Annotated in this window: 19 protein-coding genes; 15 read left to right on the forward strand and 4 right to left on the reverse strand. The window is 69.9% G+C overall.

Translation table 11 applies throughout. The features are described 5' to 3' along the window. Positions 1-47: 47 nt before the first annotated feature. The 6 genes from mtrA to hpf all read left to right on the forward strand — a co-directional run bounded on the left by mtrA (position 48) and on the right by hpf (position 6,760). Positions 48-725 carry an MtrAB system response regulator MtrA gene (gene mtrA / locus BWI15_RS06440; protein WP_077013824.1) on the forward strand — a complete coding sequence of 226 codons (678 nt, stop codon included), beginning with the start codon at positions 48-50 and terminating at the stop codon, positions 723-725. Positions 726-817: 92 nt separating this feature from the next. Beyond that, a complete protein-coding gene (mtrB, locus tag BWI15_RS06445; RefSeq protein ID WP_077013385.1) occupies positions 818-2,455 on the forward strand; it encodes an MtrAB system histidine kinase MtrB in 1,638 nt (545 codons plus the stop codon). Continuing rightward, positions 2,452-4,236, forward strand: a complete 1,785-nt coding sequence (locus tag BWI15_RS06450) for an LpqB family beta-propeller domain-containing protein (protein WP_077013386.1) — start codon at positions 2,452-2,454, stop codon at positions 4,234-4,236. Before mtrB ends, BWI15_RS06450 begins: the two co-directional genes overlap by 4 nt. Before the next feature lie 7 nt (positions 4,237-4,243). Beyond that, positions 4,244-5,173 carry an AEC family transporter gene (locus BWI15_RS06455; protein WP_077013387.1) on the forward strand — a complete coding sequence of 310 codons (930 nt, stop codon included), beginning with the start codon at positions 4,244-4,246 and terminating at the stop codon, positions 5,171-5,173. Positions 5,174-5,365: 192 nt separating this feature from the next. Next, positions 5,366-5,917 (forward strand): ComF family protein, encoded by a 552-nt coding sequence (locus BWI15_RS06460; RefSeq protein WP_237771164.1) that lies wholly within the window; start codon positions 5,366-5,368, stop codon positions 5,915-5,917. A 216-nt stretch (positions 5,918-6,133) separates the two neighbouring features. After that, positions 6,134-6,760 carry a ribosome hibernation-promoting factor, HPF/YfiA family gene (hpf, locus tag BWI15_RS06465; protein WP_193432145.1) on the forward strand — a complete coding sequence of 209 codons (627 nt, stop codon included), beginning with the start codon at positions 6,134-6,136 and terminating at the stop codon, positions 6,758-6,760. An 87-nt stretch (positions 6,761-6,847) separates the two neighbouring features. On the opposite strand, the gene BWI15_RS06470 is transcribed toward hpf, so the two are convergent. After that, positions 6,848-7,651 (reverse strand): S1 family peptidase, encoded by an 804-nt coding sequence (locus BWI15_RS06470; RefSeq protein WP_077013390.1) that lies wholly within the window; start codon positions 7,649-7,651, stop codon positions 6,848-6,850. Between the two features lie 151 nt (positions 7,652-7,802). On the opposite strand from BWI15_RS06470, the gene BWI15_RS06475 reads away from it, so the two are divergent. From BWI15_RS06475 to BWI15_RS06510, 8 genes are all read left to right on the forward strand, one after another. Then, the gene (locus BWI15_RS06475) at positions 7,803-9,017 is read left to right on the forward strand and encodes a winged helix-turn-helix domain-containing protein (RefSeq protein ID WP_077013391.1); all 1,215 of its coding nucleotides are present in this window, start codon (positions 7,803-7,805) and stop codon (positions 9,015-9,017) included. 199 nt (positions 9,018-9,216) lie between these two features. Then, positions 9,217-12,159, forward strand: coding sequence for a preprotein translocase subunit SecA (gene secA, locus BWI15_RS06480; RefSeq protein ID WP_077013392.1), 2,943 nt, complete (start codon positions 9,217-9,219; stop codon positions 12,157-12,159). Between the two features lie 197 nt (positions 12,160-12,356). After that, on the forward strand, positions 12,357-13,385 hold the full coding sequence (locus BWI15_RS06485; RefSeq protein ID WP_077013393.1) for a LacI family DNA-binding transcriptional regulator: 1,029 nt from the start codon (positions 12,357-12,359) through the stop codon (positions 13,383-13,385). Then, the gene (locus BWI15_RS06490; RefSeq protein ID WP_077013394.1) at positions 13,382-14,674 is read left to right on the forward strand and encodes an extracellular solute-binding protein; all 1,293 of its coding nucleotides are present in this window, start codon (positions 13,382-13,384) and stop codon (positions 14,672-14,674) included. Before BWI15_RS06485 ends, BWI15_RS06490 begins: the two co-directional genes overlap by 4 nt. Next, positions 14,671-15,570 (forward strand): carbohydrate ABC transporter permease, encoded by a 900-nt coding sequence (locus BWI15_RS06495; protein WP_077013395.1) that lies wholly within the window; start codon positions 14,671-14,673, stop codon positions 15,568-15,570. The genes BWI15_RS06490 and BWI15_RS06495 overlap by 4 nt, the downstream gene beginning before the upstream one ends. Continuing rightward, the gene (locus tag BWI15_RS06500) at positions 15,570-16,394 is read left to right on the forward strand and encodes a carbohydrate ABC transporter permease (RefSeq protein ID WP_077013396.1); all 825 of its coding nucleotides are present in this window, start codon (positions 15,570-15,572) and stop codon (positions 16,392-16,394) included. Before BWI15_RS06495 ends, BWI15_RS06500 begins: the two co-directional genes overlap by 1 nt. Positions 16,395-16,413: 19 nt before the next feature. Beyond that, positions 16,414-17,472, forward strand: coding sequence for a glycoside hydrolase family 130 protein (locus BWI15_RS06505; RefSeq protein ID WP_237771165.1), 1,059 nt, complete (start codon positions 16,414-16,416; stop codon positions 17,470-17,472). Positions 17,473-17,618: 146 nt separating this feature from the next. Continuing rightward, complete coding sequence (locus BWI15_RS06510; protein WP_237771166.1) at positions 17,619-19,481, forward strand: hypothetical protein; 1,863 nt, start codon at positions 17,619-17,621, stop codon at positions 19,479-19,481. Here BWI15_RS06510 and BWI15_RS06515 read toward each other — a convergent pair. The 3 genes from BWI15_RS06515 to BWI15_RS06525 form a co-directional block, all read right to left on the reverse strand. Continuing rightward, positions 19,462-20,514 (reverse strand): aminoglycoside phosphotransferase, encoded by a 1,053-nt coding sequence (locus BWI15_RS06515; protein WP_077013398.1) that lies wholly within the window; start codon positions 20,512-20,514, stop codon positions 19,462-19,464. The two genes, BWI15_RS06510 and BWI15_RS06515, sit on opposite strands and share 20 nt — an antisense overlap. 29 nt (positions 20,515-20,543) lie before the next feature. Beyond that, the gene (locus BWI15_RS06520) at positions 20,544-21,017 is read right to left on the reverse strand and encodes an Rv3235 family protein (RefSeq protein ID WP_077013399.1); all 474 of its coding nucleotides are present in this window, start codon (positions 21,015-21,017) and stop codon (positions 20,544-20,546) included. Between the two features lie 271 nt (positions 21,018-21,288). Next, on the reverse strand, positions 21,289-22,542 hold the full coding sequence (locus BWI15_RS06525) for a LysM peptidoglycan-binding domain-containing protein (protein WP_077013400.1): 1,254 nt from the start codon (positions 22,540-22,542) through the stop codon (positions 21,289-21,291). Positions 22,543-22,717: 175 nt separating this feature from the next. On the opposite strand from BWI15_RS06525, the gene BWI15_RS06530 reads away from it, so the two are divergent. After that, positions 22,718-23,272 carry a hypothetical protein gene (locus tag BWI15_RS06530; RefSeq protein WP_077013401.1) on the forward strand — a complete coding sequence of 185 codons (555 nt, stop codon included), beginning with the start codon at positions 22,718-22,720 and terminating at the stop codon, positions 23,270-23,272. Positions 23,273-23,331: the final 59 nt, after the last annotated feature.

Consider the following 23,331-nt stretch of genomic DNA (forward strand, 5'->3'; position numbering starts at 1 on the left):
GTCAGACAGTAGGCAGGGAGCAGGGCGTGGCAGAAGGCAACCGGACGATGCGAGGACGAGTTCTCATCGTCGACGACGACACGGCGTTGTCGGAGATGCTCAGCATCGTGCTGCGCAACGAAGGCTACGACACCTATCTGTGTGCGACCGGTGACAAGGCGGTACCGGCGTTCCGGGAGTTCAAGCCCGACCTGCTGCTGCTCGATCTGATGCTGCCCGGCATGGACGGTATCGACGTGTGCCGCGCGATCCGCGCCGAGTCCGGCGTACCGATCGTGATGCTGACCGCGAAGAGCGACACCGTCGACGTGGTGCTGGGCCTGGAGTCCGGCGCCGACGACTACGTGGTGAAGCCGTTCAAGCCCAAGGAGCTGGTGGCCCGGATCCGGGCCCGGCTGCGCCGGATGGACGAGCCCGGACCGGAGTCGCTGACCATCGGCGACCTGACCATCGACGTGGCCGGCCACTCGGTCAAGCGCAGCGGCGAGACGATCCAGCTGACCCCGCTGGAGTTCGACCTGCTGGTCTGCCTGGCCTCCAAGCCCTGGCAGGTGTTCACCCGTGAGGTCCTGCTGGAGCAGGTCTGGGGCTACCGCCACGCCGCCGACACCCGGCTGGTCAACGTGCACGTGCAGCGGCTGCGGTCCAAGATCGAGAAGGACCCCGAGCACCCGGAGATCGTGGTGACGGTCCGCGGCGTCGGTTACAAGGCGGGTGCGGACTGATCGAGTACGGCCGCGACGACGCGTCGCAGGCGGACAAGCCGGACACCGCACCGGAACCCCGCGGGACCGAGATCGAGCTCACTGCCGCTGGGTTGGACTGGCATGCCTCCCCGCTGCCGTTCTGGCGCACCCATCCCAAGCGCTGGCCCGACCTGTGGCGCCGCTCGATCCAGGCCCGGATCGTCACCGGCACGCTGCTGATGTCGACCGTCGTCCTGATCCTGGTCGGCTGGGTGATGATGAGCCAGGTCACCGACGGCGTACTGGAGTCGCGCCGGACCAGCGCGCAGGCCGAGGCCGCCGCCCAGCTGAACGCGCTGTCCAGCTCGATCAACGCCGCCGACCCGGCCACGATCACGCAGAAGCTGACCGAACTGGTCCAGAACGCGAACCGCGCCGGCCTGTACGACGTGGTGCTGATGCCCACCTCGACCTCCGGGTCCGTGCTGATCCAGCAGACCGGTGGCGTGCTGAGCAGTTCGGTCCCGCAGGAGCTGCAGTCGTCGGTGGGCAGCGACGACTCCCAGCTCTACGACACCTACACGCTGATCAGCTACGACGACGGCCAGCCCAGCGCACCGGGGCTGGCGATCGGTTCGCAGGTCCGGGTCAACTCCACCGCCGAGCGGTACGAGGTCTACTTCCTCTTCCCGCTCACGGCCCAGCAGGAAACGCTCGACGTTGTTCAGCGAGCGCTGCTCACCGCAGGCCTGCTCCTGGTCGTCCTGCTCGGTGCGGTCGCCTGGCTGGTCACCCGGCAGGTCGTCACCCCGGTGCGGATGGCCCGGCGGATCGCGGAGCGGCTCGCGGCCGGCAAGCTCGAAGAGCGGATGCAGGTCCGCGGCACCGACGACCTGGCCCGGCTGGCGGTCTCGTTCAACAAGATGGCCAGCAACCTGCAGCAGCAGATCCGCCGGCTCGAGGAGCTGTCGCGGTTGCAGCGCCGGTTCGTCTCCGACGTGTCGCACGAGCTGCGCACGCCGCTGACCACGGTCCGGATGGCCGCCGACCTGCTGCACGAGACGCGCGACGAGTTCGACCCGATCACCCGCCGCTCGGTCGAGCTGCTGCAGAACGAGCTGAACCGCTTCGAGGAGCTGCTGTCCGACCTGCTGGAGATCAGCAGGTTCGACGCCGGCGCGGCCGCGCTCGACCTGGAGGACGTCGACCTGCGCGACATCGTCGCCCGGGTGCTGGAGAACCACGAGACCCTGCTGGAGCGCAAGGGCTGCCAGGTCGAGCTGGCGATGCCCGAGCCGTGCCGCGCCCAGGTCGACTCGCGCCGGATCGAGCGGATCCTGCGCAACCTGATCGGCAACGCGATCGAGCACAGCGAGGGCCGGCCGATCCGGATCAGCACGGCCACCGACGCCGACGCCGCCGCGGTCGCCGTCCGCGACCACGGCATCGGCTTCCGGGCCGAGGAGGCCGAGATGGTGTTCAGCCGGTTCTGGCGGGCCGACCCGGCCCGCGCCCGGACCACGGGCGGCACCGGTCTGGGGCTGTCGATCGCCCTGGAGGACGCCCGGCTGCACGGCGGCCGCCTGGACGCGTGGGGCTCGCCCGGCGACGGCGCCTACTTCCGGCTGACGCTGCCGCGGCGCCCGGACGTCACGCTGTCCGGCTCGCCGCTGCCCGCCCGCCCGGCCGACGCGTCACGGGTGGTGCCGGAGATGCTGGTCGATGTCGGAGCGCCGTACCAGAAGCTGACCGGGAGTGAGGACCTGTGAGGACCCGACGAGCCGGTGGGTTGCTGGCGGCAGCGCTGGTCGCCGTCCTGGTGGCCGGTGGCTGCGCGTCGGTGCCCACCGAGGGACAGATCCGCAACGGCAGCAAGAACGCCGCCGCCGCGTCCGGCGGCCGGGTCGGCGTCGAAGCCCAGGCACCGCGCACGAACGCGAAGCCGATGGCACTGGTCAGCGGGTTCCTGGAGGCGATGTCGGACTTCAACAGCTACGACACCGCCCGCCAGTACATGACACCCGACGCCGGGGCCCAGTGGCGGCCGGAGACGAAGATCTCGGTCTACGACCAGAGCTCGACCAAGGCGCTGACCCAGCTGCCCGGCAGCAACACGATCCGGCTGCGGGCGCCACTGGTCGGGACCATCGACGAGCGCGGCAGCTGGTCGTCGGCGCCGCGCGGCGCGTTCGTGCAGTTCGACTTCAAGGTGGCGCAGGCCGACGGGCAGTTCCGGGTGTCCAGCGTGCCGCCCGGCGTCTTCCTGGGCAACAACCAGCTGGAGTCACGGCTCGAGCCGTACGCGCTGTACTACGCCAACCGGGACCGCTCGATGCTGGTCCCGGACCCGATCTTCCTGCCGGCGCTGCCGGCCGGGCAGGTCGCGACCCGGCTGGTCCAGGAGCTGCTCAAGGGCCCGACCGGCCGGCTCGGCAACGGCGTCGGCACCGCGGCGCCGCCCGGCACGCAGGTGAACGTCTCGGTTCCGGTCGAGCTCGGCGAGGCCACCGTCGAGCTGAGCACGGCGGCGGCCGGACTATCGGCCGCGGACCGGACCGTGCTGGCCGCACAGATCATGTGGACGCTGCGCCCGATCAGCACCCGGGTGAAGATCACCGTCGACGGCACCGGGCTGGTGGAGAGCAACGACGACCCGCTTCAGTTCACCACCTACGCGCAGTACGACCCGACGGTGCCGGTGCCGCAGATGAAGGAGCTGTACGGCGTCCTGAACACCGGGAAGATCGCGCGGGCCAACCTCGACAGCGCCACCACGATCGGGATCACCCCGCTGGACAAGAGCCGGCTGTTCGCGTTCAACGCCGAAAGCTTCGCGGTCAACCTGCGTGGCTCGTACGGCGCGGTGGTGACCAGGACCGACGGCAAGCAGGTGGTGGCCTACGGCTCGCTGGACGAGGCCGAGGACGACAACGAGAAGGTCGACTTCGTGCCGGCCGTCGGCACGGTCCTGCGGCCGAGCTTCGACAACCAGGAGAATCTCTGGATCCTGGACCGGGCCGACAGCGCCGCCCCACGACTGCGGTTCCGCGCCAGGGACGGCAAGCTCACCGACGTCCGGGCCGACTTCCAGGGCCGGACGCCGGTCCAGCTGCGGATGGCCCCGGACGGTGTCCGGGCGCTGCTGGTGCTCAGGGACAAGGCCGGCCAGAACTCGGTCGTGACCCGCACGATCACCACCGACGACGCCGGCAAGCTGCAGCTCACCCAGGAGCACCGGCTGGAGGTCCCGCTGTACGACATCACCGACGCGACCTGGAACCAGGTCGGCATCCTCGTGGCCGGCCGCCCGGCCCGCAACAGCCCGCGCCAGCCCTGGCTGGTCAACGTCGACGGCTCCGCACCCCGGATCGTGCCCGGCGCGTCCAACAACCGCTTCCAGGCCCTGCACGTCGCCTCGAACCCCAACCTCGACACCCTCCCGGTGGTCCAGGACACCGAGGGCGTCACCCACTGGCAGAGCAAGGACCTCAACTGGTCGGTTCTCGACGACGACCAGCAGGTCAAGATCGACCCGCTGTACCCCGGCTGATCCCTCGATGTCGTCGGTCCTGAGCGCCTTCTTCACCCTCGTCGCGGTCGCCGTTCTCGGGTACGTCGTCGGCCGGGCCGGCGTGTTGCGGTCCGACGACGAGCTGGTCCTGTCCCGGCTCGCCTTCTACGTCGCCACGCCCGCGCTGCTGTTCGGCACGGTCGCCCGCGCGGACCTGACCGCGATCTTCTCGCCGGTGCTGCTCACCAGCCTGGCCGGGGTGCTGGTCATCGTCCTGCTGTCCGTGACCGTGTCGGCCCTGATCTGGCACCGGGACCGGGCTCAGTCGACGATCGGCGCCCTGGCCGCGTCGTACGTCAACGCGGGCAACCTGGGCGTGCCGGTCGCCGTGTACGTGCTCGGCGACGGCGCGCTGGTCGCGCCGATCGTGCTCTTCCAGCTACTGGTGATGGCTCCGGTCGCCTTCGCCGTACTGGACGGGTACCGCCAGGGCTCCGGGCGCCGGGTGTCGCTGCGGACCGTGCTGAGCCGGCCGGTGCGCAACCCGCTCACCGTCGCGTCGCTGCTCGGCCTGCTGGTCGCGGCCGTCGGAGTGGACCCGCCGACGCTGCTGATGCGACCGATCGAGCTGGTCGGCGCCGCGGCGGTCCCGGTGGCCCTGATCGCGTACGGGCTCAGTCTGAGCGCCAGGACCAGCAACACCCGGCTCGGTCCCGGACCGGACGTCGTACTGGCTGTCACGCTGAAGACCGTGCTGCAGCCCGCCGTCGCGTACGCCGTCGGCCGGTGGGTCCTCGGCCTGGAGGGACACGCCCTGCTCGCCCCGACCTTGCTGGCCGCGCTGCCCACCGCCCAGAACGTCTATGTCTACGCCGTGCACTACCGGACCGGCCAGCAGCTCGCCCGCAGCAGCGTTCTGCTCACCACGCTGCTGTCCATCCCCACGATGACCCTGATCACCGGCCTGCTCGCCTGAGTTGTCCACAGGGCCGGTTTGTGGTCGACCGGCGGGATGGCGCAGGGTTTCGGCGTGGGGCTCCGGGATGCGTGGCTGGATCTCGTGCTCGGCGGCACCTGCGCGGGGTGTGAACGCCCAGGCCGTGGTCTGTGCCGCGATTGCCGAGCCGAGCTGGCGGCGCTCACTCCGTTTGCCGCTGTCCCAGCTCCGGTGCCCGCCGGATTTCCGGGCGCGACCGCCTGTGCGCCGTACGACGGGATGCTGCGCCGGCTGATCGTCGAGCACAAGGAGCACGCCCGCTACAGCCTGGCCGAGCCGCTCGGCCGGACGCTCGCGGTCGCTGTCGCCGAAGCGATCGCTCCGGGGCGTGCCGTGTGGCTGTGCCCGATCCCCTCGGCGGCCGCGACGGTCCGCGCGCGGGGGCACGAGCCGCTGCGGCGGATCGCGATTGTTGCCGCGCGCCACCTCCGCGCCGACGGGTACGACGTCCGCCTGGCGGACGCTCTGCGGTTGCTCCGGCGGCCGGCCGACCAGGCCGGGCTGTCCGCGCGGGAGCGGGCGGTCAACCTGGAGGGCGTGTTCGCCGTACGTTCGCGCTGGGCTGAAACGCTGACGGATCAACGGGTCTTGCTGGTGGACGACGTGCTGACCACCGGATCCACGCTCACGCAGGCCGCCGGAGCCTTGGAAACAACGGGAATCGCGGTGTTCGGAGCCGCGGTACTGGCCGCCACCCGGCGCCGGGTGGTGCCCGGTTCATGAGAACTTCCCTACCGGTTTTCGCCGAAGCCGACTAGCGTTGGCCTATGACACCCGCTAGGGCTTGTCGGGCAGTGAAGTGGCGCAGGACCGGATCAGCCGGATTCCTGGCCACGGGCTCCGACCGGCTCGACAGCGGGTGTTGTCGTTTCGGGCGCCATGCCGTTGGAAACGGGGGTCCCGGGACGTAAAAGAAGTCGCCGATCGATGGAGGTTTCCGTGGACGTCGTTGTCAAGGGTCATCACTGCGAGGTCAGTGACCGCTTCCGGCAGTACGTCGAGGAAAAGCTCGCCAGGATCGAGAAGGTCGATCATCGGGTGCTGCGATGCGAGGTGGAAGTCAGTCAGGAGAAGAACCCGCGACAGCACGATCGGGCGATGCGCGTCGAGCTCACCATGTACACCAAGGGCCCGGTGGTCCGGGCCGAGGCCAGCGGTGAGACCAAGCAGGCGGCGTTCGACGTCAGCCTGGACCGGCTGCGCGCCCAGGTCCGCAAGGCGGCCGACCGCCGCCGGGTGCACCGCGGCGAGCACGCTCCGGAAGGCCTGCGGCACGTCAACGCCAAGCAGACCCTGAACGGCAACACCCCCGAGGTGGAGGACACCGGCGCCGAGGACGAGGTGCCGACCAAGAAGTTCGGATCGCTGACGGTGACCGGTGACGGCCCGCTGGTGATGCGCGAGAAGACCCACACCGCCAAGCCGATGTCGCTCGACCAGGCGCTGTACGAGCTGGAACTGGTCGGCCACGACTTCTACCTGTTCGTCGACGCCGACGAGAACCAGCCGAGCGTCGTCTACCGCCGCCGCGGCTACGACTACGGCGTGATCCGCCTGTCGGTCTAGCGGCGCCCCGAAGCACGTGAGGAGGGGCCCGGGCGGAAATGCCCGGGCCCCTCTCGCTGTGAAGGTTCTGTCTTCGCCTGGGAAGATCTAACCGGCGATCTGCGCCTGCAGCTCGGCCGAGTAGGTCGCGACCTCGGCGTACACGCCCGGGTTGCCGGCGTCGGCGCAGCCGATGCCCCACGAGACGACGCCGAACAGCCGGCCGTTCAGCACCAGCGGGCCACCGGAGTCGCCCTGGCAGGAGTCCTTGCCGCCGTTCTCGTAGCCCGCGCAGATCTCGCCGTCGCCGGCGTAGCCCTGGCTGGCGTACGCCTTCTGGCAGTAGGCGTCACCGAGCACCGGGACGGTCACCTTCTGGAAGGTGTCGGCCGGGCCCGTGCCCTCGGTGTTGCCGTAGCCGTAGACAACCGACTGCGCGCCGGCCACGTCAGCGGCGGTGTCGGTCTCCAACGGCAGCGTGGGCACACCGGTGAACGGCGTCTCCAGCGTCATCACCGCGACGTCGTGCCCGGGCTCCTTCCCGTACGCCGGGTCGGCCCAGATCTTGGTGATCTTCGAGGTCTTGCCGCCGGTGTCCGCGAGCTTGTCGCGCCCCTGGATCGCGGTGTAGGTGCTCGCCGCCTCGGTCGCGCAGTGCGCCGCGGTGACGATCTTGTCCGGCGCGACCAGCGTGGCACCGCAGTACTGGCCGCTGGGGACCGGGGATCCGCTGTTGTTCAGCGCCAGCGCCCACGGTGTGTCGGCGGTGTGCGCGATCTCGCCCCCGACGATCCGGTTGCGCGGGGGTTCGGGCGCCGGGGCGGCCGACGCGGTGGCGACCGCGCCGAGTGACGCGACGGTCAGCGCCCCCGCGGCCAGGGTGGCACGAACCAGCTGGAGTTTTCCTGTCATTGCCTCACGCTCCACAGGGTGACGGAGACCGCGCGGGCGTCGCGGCCTACCGAGCAGCGTCCACCGCGTACGGTGCGTAGCGCACCTCTCACTTGCGGTAACGCCGGAGTTATGACCGGAATCTGTCGGTACTGCCCGGCAGAATGTCGGCGTGAACCAGACACAGGTGCTGTCGCAGGCCCAGGCCCGCCGGATCGCGCTGGCCGCTCAGGGGTTCACCGATCCACGGCCGAAGGGCGTACCCGACCTGCGGGCGCTCAGTCGGGTGCTGGGCAGGATCGGGCTGCTGCAGATCGACTCGGTCAACGTGCTGAGCCGCGCGCAGTACCTGCCGCTCTACTCCCGCCTCGGTCCCTACCCGCGCGACCTGCTCGACCGGGCCGCGGGCAAGGCGCCCCGCCGCCTGGTGGAGTACTGGGCGCACGAGGCGTCGCTGATCCCGGTCGAGACCCACCCGCTGATGCGCTGGCGGATGGCCCGGGCGACCACCGAAGCCTGGGGCGGGCCGCGCTCGATCGCGGCCGAGCGGCCCGACCTGGTCAAGCAGGTGCTCGCCGACGTCACCGCGCAGGGCCCACTGACCGCGCGCGAGATCGACGACGACGTGGAGCGCGACCGCGACAACTGGGGCTGGAACTGGTCGGACGTGAAACGCGCGCTGGAGTTCCTGTTCTTCGCCGGCGAGATCACCGTGGCGAAGCGCAACCAGCAGTTCGAGCGGCTGTACGACGTCCCGGAGCGGGTGCTGCCGGCGTCCGTGCTGGCCACGCCGGTCCCGACCCTGGAAGAAGCGCACCGCGAGCTGGTCCGGATCGCGGCCAAGGCGCACGGGGCGGCGACCGCGCAGTGCCTGAAGGACTACTTCCGGACCGGCCCGGCGCCGACCACCCAGGCGATCCAGGAGCTGGTCGACGAGGGCGAGCTGCTGCCGGTCGCCATCGAGGGGTGGAAGCGCCCGGCGTACCTGCACCGCGACGCCAAGCTGCCGCGCCGGGTGAACACCCGCGCCCTGGTCAGCCCGTTCGACTCGCTGGTCTTCGAGCGGACCCGGACCGAGAAGCTGTTCGACTTCCGGTACCGGATCGAGATCTACGTGCCGGCCGACAAGCGAATCTACGGGTACTACGTGCTCCCGTTCCTGCTCGGCGACCGGCTGGTGGCCCGGGTCGACCTGAAGGCGGACCGGACGGCCGGCGTACTGCTGGTGCAGTCCGCGCACGCCGAGACGGGCGCGCCGGCCGAGACTCCGGAGGAGCTGGCCGCCGAGCTGGTCCAGCTGGCCGGCTGGCTCGGCCTGTCCCAGGTCCGGGTGGCCGGGCCGGGCGACCTCGCGCCTGCGCTGAGTCACGCCCTGCGCGGACAGTGACGGCCGGAACTTTTCGGCGCCCTCGCACGTGAGTCCGGAAGGCCCTGAGGCACGCACTAGGCGTGGCTTGGCTCACCCGGCCCCGTACGATAGGTGACGCACGCCGCCCGGCGGGTGGACCGTGCCGTGCCCAGTGCGGGTACGACGCCGGCAAGTCCGCCGCAACCAGGCTTCAGCAGCAAGGAGAGAACTGCCCACCATGAAGGTGATCGACAGAGTCCTGCGAATCGGCGAGGGCAAGACGCTGCGCCAGCTCGAGCGCATCGCGAAGGTGGTCAACTCCATCGAGGACGACTTCGTCGCGATGTCCGACGAGGAGCTGCGCGGCCAGACCGCCGACTTCAAGCAGCGGGTGGACAACGGCGAGTCCCTCGACGCGCTGCTGCCGGAGGCCTTCGCGGTCGTCCGGGAGGCGGCCAAGCGGACCCTGCACCAGCGCCACTACGACGTCCAGATCATGGGCGGTGCCGCGCTGCACCTGGGCAACATCGCCGAGATGAAGACCGGTGAGGGCAAGACGCTGGTCGGCACGCTGCCGACGTACCTCAACGCGTTGTCCGGCAAGGGCGTGCACGTGGTCACGGTGAACGACTACCTGGCCAAGTTCCAGGCCGAGTGGATGGGCCGGGTGTACCACTTCCTCGGCCTCGACTACGGGGTGATCCTGCCGGAGATGACGCCGGCCGAGCGCCGGATCGCCTACGCCAAGGACATCACCTACGGCACGAACAACGAGTTCGGCTTCGACTACCTGCGCGACAACATGGCCAACGACATCGCCGACTGCGTGCAGCGGGGCTACAACTACGCGATCGTGGACGAGGTCGACTCGATCCTGATCGACGAGGCCCGGACCCCGCTGATCATCTCCGGCCCCGCCGAGGACTCCCAGCGCTGGTACGTCGAGATGGCCCAGATCGCCGCCACCCTGCAGGCGTGGACCAACGCCGACGAGCAGAAGCTGAAGAACGAGCGGCGCAGCGTCTCCGACCTGGAGATCGACGAGAAGAAGCGCAAGGTCGCCGACTACGAGGTGGACGAGAAGAAGCGCACCGTCGCCATTCTCGAGCGCGGCATCGAGAAGGTCGAGGACCGGCTCGGCATCGACAACCTCTACGAGTCGGCCAACACCCCGCTGATCAGCTACCTGAACAACGCGCTGAAGGCCAAGGACCTGTTCAAGCGCGACAAGGACTACGTGGTCGTCGACGGCGAGGTGCTGATCGTCGACGAGCACACCGGCCGTACGCTGCACGGCCGCCGCTACAACGAGGGTCTGCACCAGGCGATCGAGGCCAAGGAGAAGGTCGAGATCAAGGAGGAGTACCAGACCCTGGCGACGATCACGCTGCAGAACTACTTCCGCCAGTACTCCAAGCTGGCCGGCATGACCGGTACGGCGATGACCGAGGCGGCCGAGTTCTCCAAGATCTACAACCTCGGCGTGGTCCCGATCCCGACCAACAAGCCGATGGTCCGGGTCGACCAGCGCGACCTGATCTACCGCACCGAGGACGCCAAGTTCGACGCGGTGGTCAAGGACATCGTCGACAAGCACAAGACCGGGCAGCCGATCCTGGTCGGCACCACCAGCGTGGAGAAGTCCGAGCGGCTGTCCGCGCAGCTGCGCAAGGAGAACATCGCGCACGAGGTGCTGAACGCCAAGCAGCACGCGCGCGAGGCGGCGATCGTCGCCGAGGCCGGCCGCAAGGGCGCGGTCACGGTGGCCACCAACATGGCCGGCCGTGGTACCGACATCATTCTCGGCGGCAACCCGGAGTTCCTGGCCGACAAGGACCTGCGGGCGCGCGGCATCGACCCGGTGGAGTCGCCGGAGGAGTACGAGGCCGAGTACCCGAAGGTGCTGGAGAAGTTCGAGCAGCAGGTCAAGGAGGAGCAGAAGGAGGTCCGCGAAGCCGGCGGCCTCTACGTGCTCGGCACCGAGCGGCACGAGTCGCGCCGGATCGACAACCAGCTGCGCGGCCGGTCCGGCCGTCAGGGTGACCCGGGTGAGTCGCGCTTCTACCTGTCCCTCGAAGACGACCTGATGCGGCTGTTCAAGCGCGAGATGGTCGACTGGGCGATGTCGCGCAACGAGGACGACACGGTGCCGCTGGAGAACAAGGTGGTCACCAAGGCGATCGCGTCGGCGCAGTCCCAGGTCGAGGCGCAGAACTTCGAGACCCGCAAGAACATCCTCAAGTACGACGACGTGATGAACCGCCAGCGGCACGTCGTGTACGCCGAGCGCCGCCGGGTGCTCGAGGGCGCCGACCTGCGCGAGCAGGTGCTGGACATGCTCGACGAGACCGTCACCGGTTACGTCCAGGGCGCGACCGCGGACGGGTTCGCCGAGGACTGGGACCTGGACCCGCTGTTCACCGCGCTGCGCACGCTGTACCAGACCGAGCTGACCGAGGAAGACCTGATCCAGGAGGCCGGCGGCGAGCGGTCCGGCCTGACCCAGGACTTCATGATCGATAAGTTCCTCACCGACGCCCGCGAGGCCTACGCCCGGCGCGAGGAGCTGCTCGGCAACGAGGCGATGCGCGAGCTGGAGCGCGGCGTCGTCCTGAACGTGCTGGACCGCAAGTGGCGCGAGCACCTGTACGAGATGGACTACCTGCGCGAGGGCATCGGCCTGCGCGCGATGGCGCAGCGCGACCCGCTGGTGGAGTACCAGCGCGAGGGCTACGACATGTTCGCCGCGATGATGGAGTCGATCAAGGAGGAGTCGGTCGCGTTCATCTTCAACGTCGAGGTCGACGTCGAGGCGATGCGCGCCCAGCAGGCCGCGGCGGCCGAGGTCGTCGAGGAGGCCGAGGACATCCTCACCCCGGGCGCCCCGGTGGCGGAGTTCCCGGGCCGCGACACCGACCGTCCGCAGGACGGCCCGCGGCTGACCGACCGTCCCAAGCTGCTGGCCAAGGGCCTGGGCAAGGAGAACCGCCCGCCGCAGCGCCTGTCGTACTCGGCGCCGACGATCGACGGTGACGAGGAGGTCGAGGTCCGCACCGAGGGCGGTGGCGACGCGAGCGGCCTGATGTACCCGGGCACCCCGCGCAACGTGGCGTGCCCGTGTGGCTCGGGCAAGAAGTACAAGCGCTGCCACGGCGACCCGCAGTCGGACGTCTACAAGTAACCACCCGCAGCACCGCGAAGGCCGTCCCCACCTGGTGGGGGCGGCCTTCGTCGTTGTGTCGCGGTGGGCCGCTGTCACAGCGGCGACCGGCGCTCGGTCAGTCAGGTGAACCCGGACTTCGGCTCTTGACGTAGCGGGTTTTGACCGGTTTAGTGACTATTTAAACCGGTTTAAACGCTCAGCTCAAGGAGTACGCCGTGGTCAAGGACCGACCGACGATCGCCGACGTGGCCGCCCGCGCCGGTGTCTCCAAGGGCTCGGTCTCGTTCGCCCTGAACGGCCGCCCCGGGCTCGCCCAGGCCACCGTCGACCGGATCCTCGCGGCGGCCGACGAGCTCGGCTGGCGGCCCAGCAACCGGGCCCGCTCGCTGTCGGTCTCCAAGGCGTTCGCGCTCGGTCTGGTGATCACCAGGGATCCGGCCGTGCTGTCGTCCGACCCGTTCTTCCCGGCCTTCATCGCCGGCGTCGAGAGCGTGCTCGCCCCGCGCGGCCAGGCCCTCGTCCTGCAGGTCGTGACTCCGGGCGAGGACGAGGCGGCCGGTTACCGGCGGCTGGCCCAGGACGGCCGGGTCGACGGTGTCTTCCTGTCCGACCTCCGGCACGACGATCCGCGGATCGACCTGCTCAGCGAGCTCGGCCTGCCCGCCGTCACGCTGAACCGCCCGGTCGGCCCGTCGCCGTTCCCGGCCGTGTGTCTGGACGACCGTCCGGGCACGGTCGCGGTCGTCGAGCACCTGCTCGAGCTCGGCCACCGGCGGATCGCACACGTCGCCGGTCCGCCGGCCTTCGTACACGCCACCGCGCGGTCCGAGGCCTTTGTCGCGACGCTGGCCGAGGCCGGACTGGAGCCGGTCGCGATCGAGGGCAGCGACTTCACCGCCGCGGGCGGGATCGAGGCGACCCGGCGGCTGCTCGCCCTGCCGCAGCGGCCGACCGCGATCGTGTACGCCAACGACCGGATGGCGATCGCCGGGCTCGGCGCCGCTCAGCAGGCCGGGCTGTCCGTGCCCGGCGACCTGAGCATCGCGGGCTTCGACGACAGCGAGCTCGCCGAGTTCGTGCATCCCGGCCTGACCACGGTGCGCGCCGACCCCTACGCCTTCGGCGAGGCCGCCGCGACCACGCTCAACCACCTGATCGACGGGACCCGGGACGTCGCCGACGTGGAGCTCCCACCGGCCCGCCTGATCGTCCGCAGTTCGACCGCACGTCTGGAGGAGTCATGAAACGCAAGCTGACCGCAGGGCTGCTGGCACTGGGGCTGACCGGGGTCGCCGCCGCGTGCGGTGGTGGTGACGGCGGAGGTGACGCCGACGCGGCCGCCCAGGCCCGTGGCGAGATCACCGTCTGGTTGTCGAACAACCCCGAGGAAGTGGCCTGGGGCAAGCAGATGGTCGCCGCCTGGAACGCCGCGAACGCCGACCAGTTGGTCACCGCGCAGGAGATCCCGGCCGGCAAGAGTTCCGAGGAGGTGATCGGCGCCGCGATCACGGCCGGCAACGCGCCGTGCCTGATCTTCAACACCTCGCCGGCCTCGGTGTCGCAGTTCCAGAAGCAGGGTGGCCTGGTGGCGCTCGACAGCTTCGAGGGCGGCAAGGAGTACGTCGAGAGCCGCAGCGGCAAGGTCGCCGAGCAGTACAAGTCCACCGACGGCAAGTACTACCAGCTGCCGTGGAAGGACAACCCGGTGATGATCTTCTACAACAAGAAGGCCTTCGCCAAGGCCGGCATCGACACCACGAAGCCGCCGCTGGCGACGTACGACGAGTTCCTGGCCACGTCGCGCAAGCTGGTCGCCGCCAAGGCCGCGAAGTTCGCGATCTACCCGGCGCCGAGCAACGAGTTCTACCAGTCCTGGTTCGACTTCTATCCGCTGTTCGCGGCCGAGAGCGGTGGCAAGCAGCTGGTGGCCGACGGCAAGGCGCAGTTCGCCTCCGACGAGGGCAAGAAGGTCGCCGCGTTCTGGCGCACGCTCTATACCGAGAAGCTCGCGTCGCAGGAGAAGTACACCGGTGACTCGTTCGTCGACGGCACCGCCGCGATGGCGATCGTCGGGCCGTGGGCGGTCGCGACGTACAAGAACAAGGTGGAGTGGGGCGCCGTGCCGGTGCCGACCTCGGCCGGCAAGCCCGCGAACGAGACCTACACGTTCAGCGACGCCAAGAACGTCGCGATGTACGCCTCCTGCAAGAACCGCGGCACCGCCTGGGACGTGCTGAAGTTCGCCACCAGCAAGGAGCAGGACGGCAAGCTGCTCCAGGCCACCGGCCAGATGCCGCTGCGCGACCAGGTCGCCACGGCGTACCCGGAGTACTTCCAGGCCAACCCCGACTACCAGCAGTTCGCCGACCAGGCGGCCCGCACGGTCGAGGTGCCGAACGTGCCGAACTCGATCACGATCTGGCAGACCTTCCGCGACGCCTACTCCAAGTCCGTGATCTTCGGCCAGGAGGACCCGGGCGCAGCCCTCGACGGCGCCGCCCAGAAGGTCGATCAGCTCGCCAAACAGTCATGAGGACGAGCACGGGGGTGCTCGGCCGGATCCTCGGCAAACAGCCGATCGGCAGTGCGTTCGTCGTCCCGTACGTCGTGTTCCTGGCCGCGGTCTTCGCCTACCCGCTGGGGTTCGCGGTCTACATGTCCTTCCACGACTACTTCTTCGCCGCACCCGGCGCGATCGTGGACCGGCCGTTCGTCGGGTTCGAGAACTACGCAGAAGTACTCTCGGACCCGGCGGTCCGGCGCTCGTTCGTGAACGTCGGCATCTTCCTGGTGATCAACGTGCCGCTGACCGTGCTGCTGTCGCTCGGTCTGGCGAACGCGCTCAACGCGGCGATCCGGTGGCGCACGTTCTTCCGGGTCAGCTACTACGTGCCGTACGTGACGGCGAGCGTGGCCGTGGTCGGAGTCTGGCTGTTCCTGTTCAACTCCAACGGCCTGGTCAACTCCGTGCTCGGGCCGCTCGCCCCTGACCCGTCCTGGCTGGTCAACTCGAAGCTGGCGATGCCGACGGTCGCGATCTACGTGACCTGGAAGCAGCTCGGGTTCTTCATCCTGCTCTACCTGGCCGCGCTGCAGAACGTGTCGAAGGACCTGTACGAGGCCGCGTCGATGGACGGCGCCGGGCGGTGGAAGTCGTTCTGGAACGTGACCGTGCCGGGCGTCCGGCCGGCGACGACGCTGGTGGTGCTGCTGGCCACGGTGACCGGGGCCAACCTGTTCACCGAGCCGTACCTGCTGACCGGCGGAGGCGGCCCGGACGGCGCGTCCGCGTCACCGGTGCTGGTGATGTACCAGCGCGGGATCGAGCAGGGCAATCCCGACATCGGGTCCGCGATCGGCGTGCTGCTGGTGATCGGCGTACTGATTCTGGCGCTGGTCGAACGGCGCTTCGTCGGGAAGGAGGAGTGATGCGCAGCCCCTGGCGCTTTCTGGCCCTGCTGGTGGGAGCCTTCGTGTTCCTGTTCCCCTTCTACTACATGCTGGTCGGCAGCCTGCAGACCGAGCCCGATCCGTCCGTCGGCGGCGCGTTTCCCGAGCCGGGCAACCTGACCGGGCACAACTACGCCGAGATCAACGCGGCGATCGACCTCGGCCGGTCGCTGCTGAACTCGGGCATCTTCACCGGCGGCGTCATTCTCGGCACGCTCGTGTTCGGGGTGCTGGCGGGCTACGCGCTGGCCCGGCTGCAGTTCCGGGGCCGGGGCACAGTGTTCAATCTGGTGCTGCTGGTCCAGGTGATCCCGTTCCAGCTGCTGACGATTCCGCTGTACGTGATGATCGTGCGCAGCTACGGGCTGGCCGACAACTACCTCGGCATGATCCTGCCGTTCGCGATCAACTCGACCGCGGTGTTCGTGTTCCGGCAGTACTTCCTGCAGTTGCCGCAGGAGCTGTTCGACGCCGCCCGGATCGACGGGGCCGGTGAGCTGGCCATTCTCTGGCGGGTCGCGATCCCGTTGGTCAAGCCGGCGCTGCTGACCGGCGTACTGCTGACGTTCATCGGGCCGTGGAACGAGTTCCTCTGGCCGTTCCTGATCACCAAGCAGCAGGACCTGCAACCACTCGCGGTCTCGCTGTCCAACTACCTGACCACCGTGTCGGCGCGGGCCGCGAACCCGTTCGGCGCCGTGCTCGCCGGGGCCTGTGTCCTGGCCGCACCGGCCGTCGCGCTGTTCGTCGTGTTCCAGCGCCGCTTCATCTCCTCCAGCCTCGAGTCCGGGGTCAAGGGCTGAACTCCCGAAAGGTTCTACTGTGACTGTTCCGTACACGCTGACCCGCGTCGGTGTCCTGATGACGCCGGAACCCGGCAACGAGCTCGAGTCCGAGGGTGTGCTGAATCCCGCCACCGGCCACACGCCCGACGGTACCCTGTACCTGCTGCCGCGACTGGTTGCACCGGGCAACGTTTCCCGCGTCGGCCTGGCCAAGGTCGAGCTGACCGACGGCGTGCCGACCGGGGTTTCCCGGGAGGGCGTCGTACTGGCCCCCGACGAAGGCTGGGAACGCGGCCTCAACAACGCCGGCGTCGAGGATCCGCGGGTGACGTGGGTCCCGTCGCTGGGCAAGCACGTGATGACGTACGTCGCCTACGGGCCGCTCGGGCCGAAGCCGGCGCTCGCGGTGTCGGACGACCTGCGGACCTGGACGCGGCTCGGGCCGCTGCACTTCGAGTACCAGGCCGATCTGGACACCGATCTCAACCTGTTCCCGAACAAGGACACGGTGTTCTTCCCCGAGCCGGTCCCGGGGCCGGACGGCGAACCGGCGTACGCGATGCTGCACCGGCCGATGTGGGACCTCGGGTGGTTCCGGGAGGGCGAGGGCGTGCACCTGCCGGCCGGGGTGACCGACGATCGGCCGGGCATCTGGGTGTCGTTCGTGCCGGTCTCCGAGGTCGAGCGTGGGCTGGAGAACCTGGTGCACCTGCGCGACCACCGGCTGGTGGCGATGTCGGAGCATCCGTTCGAGGAGTTGAAGATCGGCGCGGGCCCGGCGCCGCTGCGGGTGCCGGAGGGCTGGCTGGTGATCCACCACGGGGTGACCGGCGAGCAGCCGAAGGGGTTCGACCCGACGACGCAGCGGGTCAGCTACGCGGCCGGCGCGCTGCTGCTGGACTTCGGCGACGTGACGAAGGTGCTGGACCGGACGGCGGAACCGATCCTGGTGCCGGAGACCGAGGAGGAACGGATCGGCACGGTCGGCAACGTGGTGTTCCCGACCGCGATCGAAGAGGTCGGCGGGGTGCACTACGTGTTCTACGGCATGGCGGACGCGAAGATCGGCGTCGCCCGGCTGGACCGGGTGTCATGACCGTCTCGCGGCGTGCGGTCCTGGGTGGATCGCTCGCGGTCGCGGCTTCCGCGGGGTTGCCTGCGGCAACTGCTGTGGCTGGGCCCTCAGGCGCTGCAGCGGGGCCGGTCTCCGGCGCGGCCGGGGGCTCGGCGGGTGGGCGGTTGGTGAACCTGGCCCATCTCGACTTCCTGGGCGACTTCGTGTCCCCGCCCGCGGTCGCCGGGCACTCGTCGTACGGGTCCGGTCCGCTCCGCGTGCTCTGGACGTACGCCGATCGCCGGGCGGACGGCTCGTACGCGCGGATCGGCGGCGGCCCTTACGATCCCGCCTCCGACACCTACGGTCAGGGCGCGTTCAACGCGGACGACATCGCTCGGGCCGCGGTCGTCTACCTGCGGCACTACCGGGCGCGTCGGGACGCGCACAGCCGTTCGGCGGCGTACGGGTTGCTGCGGGGACTGGCATACCTGCAGACGACCAGTGGGCCGAACGCGGGAAACGTGGTGCTGTGGATGCAGCCGGACGGACAGCTGAACCCCAGCGCCGAGCCGGTCGAACTGCCGGACCCCTCGGACAGCGGGCCGTCGTACTGGCTGGCTCGGACGGTCTGGGCGTTGGGGGAGGGGTACGAGGTCTTCCGGACGGTTGATCCCGCGTTCGCTCGCTTCCTGCGCACCCGGCTGGAGCTTGCTCTCGATGCGCTCGATCGTCAGGTCCTGGTTCGCTACGGCTCGTGGAACGTCGTCGACGGGCGTCGGGTCCCCGCCTGGCTGATCGTCGCCGGCGCGGACGCCACCTCCGAAGCCGTGCTCGGTTTGACCGCTTATGTCCGTGCGGGCGCCGACCGGCGGGCTCGGCGAGCGCTGGCCCGCTTCGCCGAGGCTGTCGCGGCCATCAGCGCCGGTGGGATTCGCGAGTGGCCGTTCCGCGCGCTGCTTCCGTGGGGCGAGTCGATCTCCAACTGGCATGCGTGGGGAGCGCAGATGCCGTCTGCGCTTGCTGTGGCGTCGACGGTGCTGGGTGACCGGCGGCTGCTTGTCCCTGCGCTCGGTGACACGGCCGGGTTCACCCCACTGCTGCTGACTGCTGGTGGACCGGACAACGGCTGGCTTCCTGCTCCGGTGGATCGCACGCAGATCGCCTATGGGGTCGACGCTCGGCTGCAGGGCTTGCTGAGCGTTGCAGCCGCCGGGGATCGGCCTGGTCTTCGGCAGGTCGCCGCGTTCGTCGCCGCTTGGTACTTCGGCGCGAACCGGGCTGGGGAACCGATGTACGACGCGGCCACCGGCCGGACGTACGACGGCATCTCCGGTGAGGGTGTGGTCAACCGCAACTCCGGGGCGGAATCGACCATCCACGGTCTGCTCTCGATGCTGGCGTTGGATGCCGACGCTGGCCTTGCCCGGCGCGCGCGAACGCTGGCTGCTTCTCAGCGGGTGCTGGCTGGACTGCAGGTCGTCGAGGCCGAGTCGGCTCGCCTCAGCTCCGGCGCCAGTGTCGTCACCCCGCCGTCCGCCTGGACCGGAGAATCCCAGTGGAGCAACGGCTCGTACGTCGACCTGCCGGCCGGCGGAGCCGCGGAGTGGACACTGCCGGCGTCAGCTGAACGTCGCCTGGTTCTTCCGGTTGTGGACCTGGTCCCCGACCGCACTGCCGGACGGAGCACCTGGTCCACCGGCGGCGTGATCGACCACGGGTCTGGCGGCCCGCAAGGCGTCTCCGCAGCTCCGGGCGCACTGCTTCCAGTGGCGGCTGGTGTCCTTCCTGCCGCCGCCACAACCCTTACCGCCAGGTCTACCGGCCCCGACGTCCGCGTCGATGCGCTCCTGCTGCTCCCGCTGATCAGCAGGCTTCAGCTAGGTGGCAACGAGCTGCTGGTCAGCGTCGACCGGGACACCCGCTCGGTGCCAGTCGCGCGCCGGGGGACGGCGTACTCGTACACGGCTTCCGGCGTACTCCACTCTCGCCGTCGCGCGGCGGGACGGGCACAAGTGCTTCCGGGAGGTTTCACCGTCGTACTGACGTGAGGGCTGCCAAGCACCCATCGGCGACGAACTCGAGCGCCGAACCCCTTTGCTGGAACAGGTGCCGACTGTCGGCCTGCTGGTGGTACGCGCGGTGGGATTTGTCCGCCGCCTGCCCCAGCAGGCCGGGCAGCAACCAGGCGTATTTGACCCCCGAGGCCATCACCGCCAGCCGCACCTGATCGGCGTCACCGCGCCAACCGCCTTCGCGGAGCCCGTCGAGGTAGGCGTTCACACAGGTGTCGGCCAGTTCGTGGATCCGCTCGGCCGGCCAGAACAGGTCGAACACGGCGTCCGGGATGTGGTTGCCGATGTCTTCGCCCAGCGCGCCGTCGCCGGTGAACGCCCAGTCCAGCAGGGCGAGCTCACCCTTCGGCCGGCGGATCACGTTGCTCACCCAGAGATCCAGGTGGCACCAACGCCGCGGCAGTCGCTCGACGATGTCCAGCAGTTCATTGCGATGGGCAACGAGTTGTTGCCACTTCGCGCGTAGTCCGTCCGGCCAGTGCTCGGCGATCAGCGGCTGCCGCCAGGCGGTGTCGTCGTGCAGCAGGTCCCAGGGGACGATCCGGCTGGTCGAGTAGTCGCGGAGGAAGTTGCGGGAGGTCCAGTCGGTCGGCTCGATCGGCCGCGCTTGCCATCGGCCGCACGCCTGGGCCAGCGCCGCATGGTCTTCGAGTGAGAACTCGGTTCCCGGCGTACCGGTGAGGTCCTCCAGCAGCAGCACCGCGCCACCGTCGTACTCCTCGACCTGCGCCTCGGCGAGATAGAGCCCCGCTTCCTTCAGCCGTGTTCGCAGTCCGCTGTCGCGATAGACCTCGACCTCACGCCGCCAGTAGTTCCAGTGCCGAGGATCCGAGGACCCCGCCCAGGACGCGGCCACCGCCGACGGCTGATCCCCGTCACTGCGCGGCCGGGCCAACTCCTTGCGAACAACCGTCCTGCCCGCACCATCGGTGATCCGCTCCACCGACCGCGTCACCAGATTCAACGGGTTGTGCCGCAGCGTCGTCCGGGTGCCTTCCTGGTCGTCCACGCTTCCATCCAACCAGGTGGGTCGTCCGGTCAGCCGAGTTCGAGGGCGGTGCAGACCCAGCGGTTGCGGTGGACCTCGAGCCGGAGTGCCATCGCGCGGGACCGGCCGCCGGTTCGCAAGTGGGCGGCGACCTCGACCACGCCGTCGGTCGGCCGGGAGACGTGCACCGAACGCACGGAACTGCGCTCCTTGGCCGCCCGCCGTCCTGCCGTGGTCGTCAGCCCGAGCAGCCGGACCCGGCGCTGGAGGTCCATGTAAACGGCGGTGTCCGCCCACCGAGTCATTTGGCTCACCGGCCGGTCTCCGGCGATCGTCTCCGCGAGCGCCAGCACCAACCGCGTCGACCAGGCCTGGACGTCCGGCAAGCCTTGCCCACCCGGCAGCAACCGCAGCCTCGGCCGGGGCTGCGCGACGAGCTCTTCGGCCGCGTCGTACTGCAGCGCGAGCGCGCCCTGGGTTGGCGGCAGGTCCTCGTGGTGCTTCCGGATCGCCGTGGCGCCCATCGGGTAGGTCCGCTGCGGTCCGTCCTCGCTCGGGTGCTGGTCTGTGGGGGAGGTGCTTGTGCTGTGGCGTCCTGCGCCGGTGCTAGCGGGAGATGCTGCGACCGCCCTGACCGGACGGCGTTTCGCAGGCGACGGTTCGTCGACGAGGCTCGCGGCATCCTCGGCAGGGGTGACTCGACAGCTCCGGGCAATGGTGGGCTCGGGGGTGGATGGACCGGACTCGGGGTGAGAGCCGAGTTGGACGGCGGCGAGGGTGCGTCGGGTGGTCATGTCACTTCTCCTGAGGGGTCTGCGGCACGGGACGGTCGAGGGAGGCCGGCGCCTGGAGCACCTGGCCGGGGAGCAGCAGGTCGGGATCGGGGCCGATCACCGCGCGGTTGGCGGCGTACCACTGCGGCCAGCGAGCAGCGATCGCCGATTCCGAAGCGCCAGGCCCGAGCTCGGCGGCGGCGATGGACCAGAGCGACTCACCCCGCAGTACGACGTGCCGGCCGCTGTCCAGATCGGTGTAACGGACGGGAGCGCCGTCGGTCGGCCGGTCCGGTACGCGGACTCCCGGACGATTGGTGGTGTCGCCTGGCCGAGGAGCCACCGGGTCTCCCGTGGTGTGGCGCGTCGTGGGAGCCATCGGATCCGCGGCGGTGTGGCCCGGCTTAGCGGTGACCGGATCGCCGAGCCGGCCCGAGTCGGTGGCGCCGGGGCGGCCGGTTGCGTCTCCCGGCCGAGGAGTCGCTGGATCCGCGGTCGTGCGGCCCGGCCGAGGGGCTGCCGGGTCCTCGATCCGGCCGGTATCCGTGGCGCCGGGGCGGGCTGCGTCCCCCGGCTCCTGCTGCTCCGAAAGCCGGGAGGGTTGCTGCTCCGCGGGCCGCGCGGGGTGCTGTTCTACAGGCCGGGCCGGCTGCTCCGCGGGCCGACCCGTTTCCTGGGTGGGGCGGCTGGTTGACGCGCTTTGACTGCAGTCTTTCACGGGCCGGCCGATCTCCGCCTTGGACCTCGGCTCGTACTGCGGCCGGGACGTCTGCTCGGTACTGCCCTGGCCGGTGAGGCGGATCGTCGAGGGTTTCTCGGTGAGGCGCCAGTCGTTCGGGGAGACCGGCTCGTCGAGGCGGATGGTGGACGCCGGCTCGGTGGCGCGCCAGTTGGTACCGGAGTTGGTGGCCGAGTCGCTGTGCTGCGGGGGATTGGCGGGCGACGCGTGAGCGACGCCGATGGTGAGCGGCGCGACCGCGGCCACCCCCAGCGCCGAACGCAACAACGCCCGCGAGGTCGTCGAGGTGATCCGCCCCGCCACCGCGGCTCCGGCGCGTCCCAGCACGCCGGGCGCCTGCTCGAGCACCGTGGCGGCGACGGCCAGCACCAACCACCCGTACGCCGTCCAGGCGACGGCGGCGACCGCGACGAACGCCATCGAGATCAGGTCCTGCGAAGACGCCTCCGCGATCGCCCCGGCGGTCACCCAGCGCAGCAGGAAGCCGGCGCCGGCGAGCGCACCCAGCGCGATCAGCGTCTTCAGTCCCCGAACCATCGCGTTCCCCTGCTTTCTCCGTTGATCTATCAGTTTGCTTTAGTTTGCTTTGGCTTGACCAATATAGACCGGTGTAGACCGGACTTGGCAAGTCCATCAGCGCGCCGTCCGCGACGCAGAGTGCGATTCGAGCACGCAGAGTGCCGGTGAGCGGCTGAGCGGGTAGGTTCGGCGCATGCGTCTGGATGCTCTGTTCGAAGACCTGGAGTCGCAGTTCGCGGCGCTGCAGGACGGCGACCTGTACGGCGAGGTGGCGGAGCGGATCCGGGCCGAGGTCGGCAAGATCACGATGCTCGACCGGCTCCGCGGTGCGGTCGGGACGATCGTCCGGGTCGAGCTCACCCACGCCGAGCCGGTTCAGGGCGAGCTCGTCCGGGTCGGCAAGGACTGCCTGCTGCTGGAGGCCGAGCGGTTCGAGGAGTGGTTGATCCCCGCCGAGGCGCTCACCGCCGTCCACGGCCTCGGCCCCTGGGCCGAACCGGCCGAAGGAGCCGTCGCCGCGAAACTCGGCCTCGCGCACCTGCTGCGCGGGATCGCCCGCGACCGTTCCCCGGTCACCCTCTTCTGCGCCGGCCCCAGCGGCCACCCCGTCACCGGCACGATCGACCGCGTCGGCGCCGACTTCGTCGAGATCGCCGAGCACCCGCTGGACGCTCCCCGCCGCCGCACCGAGGTCTACAACACCCGCCTCGTCCCCACCCAGTCCCTGTCAGCCCTCCGCCGCCGCTGAGCCCTCACGGGTGGACCGCCGTAATCCTCAGGCGATCGGGGGAACCGCGTTCTCGGACG

Source organism: Kribbella sp. ALI-6-A (genome assembly GCF_001984195.1).
Classification (GTDB): Bacteria; Actinomycetota; Actinomycetes; order Propionibacteriales; family Kribbellaceae; genus Kribbella.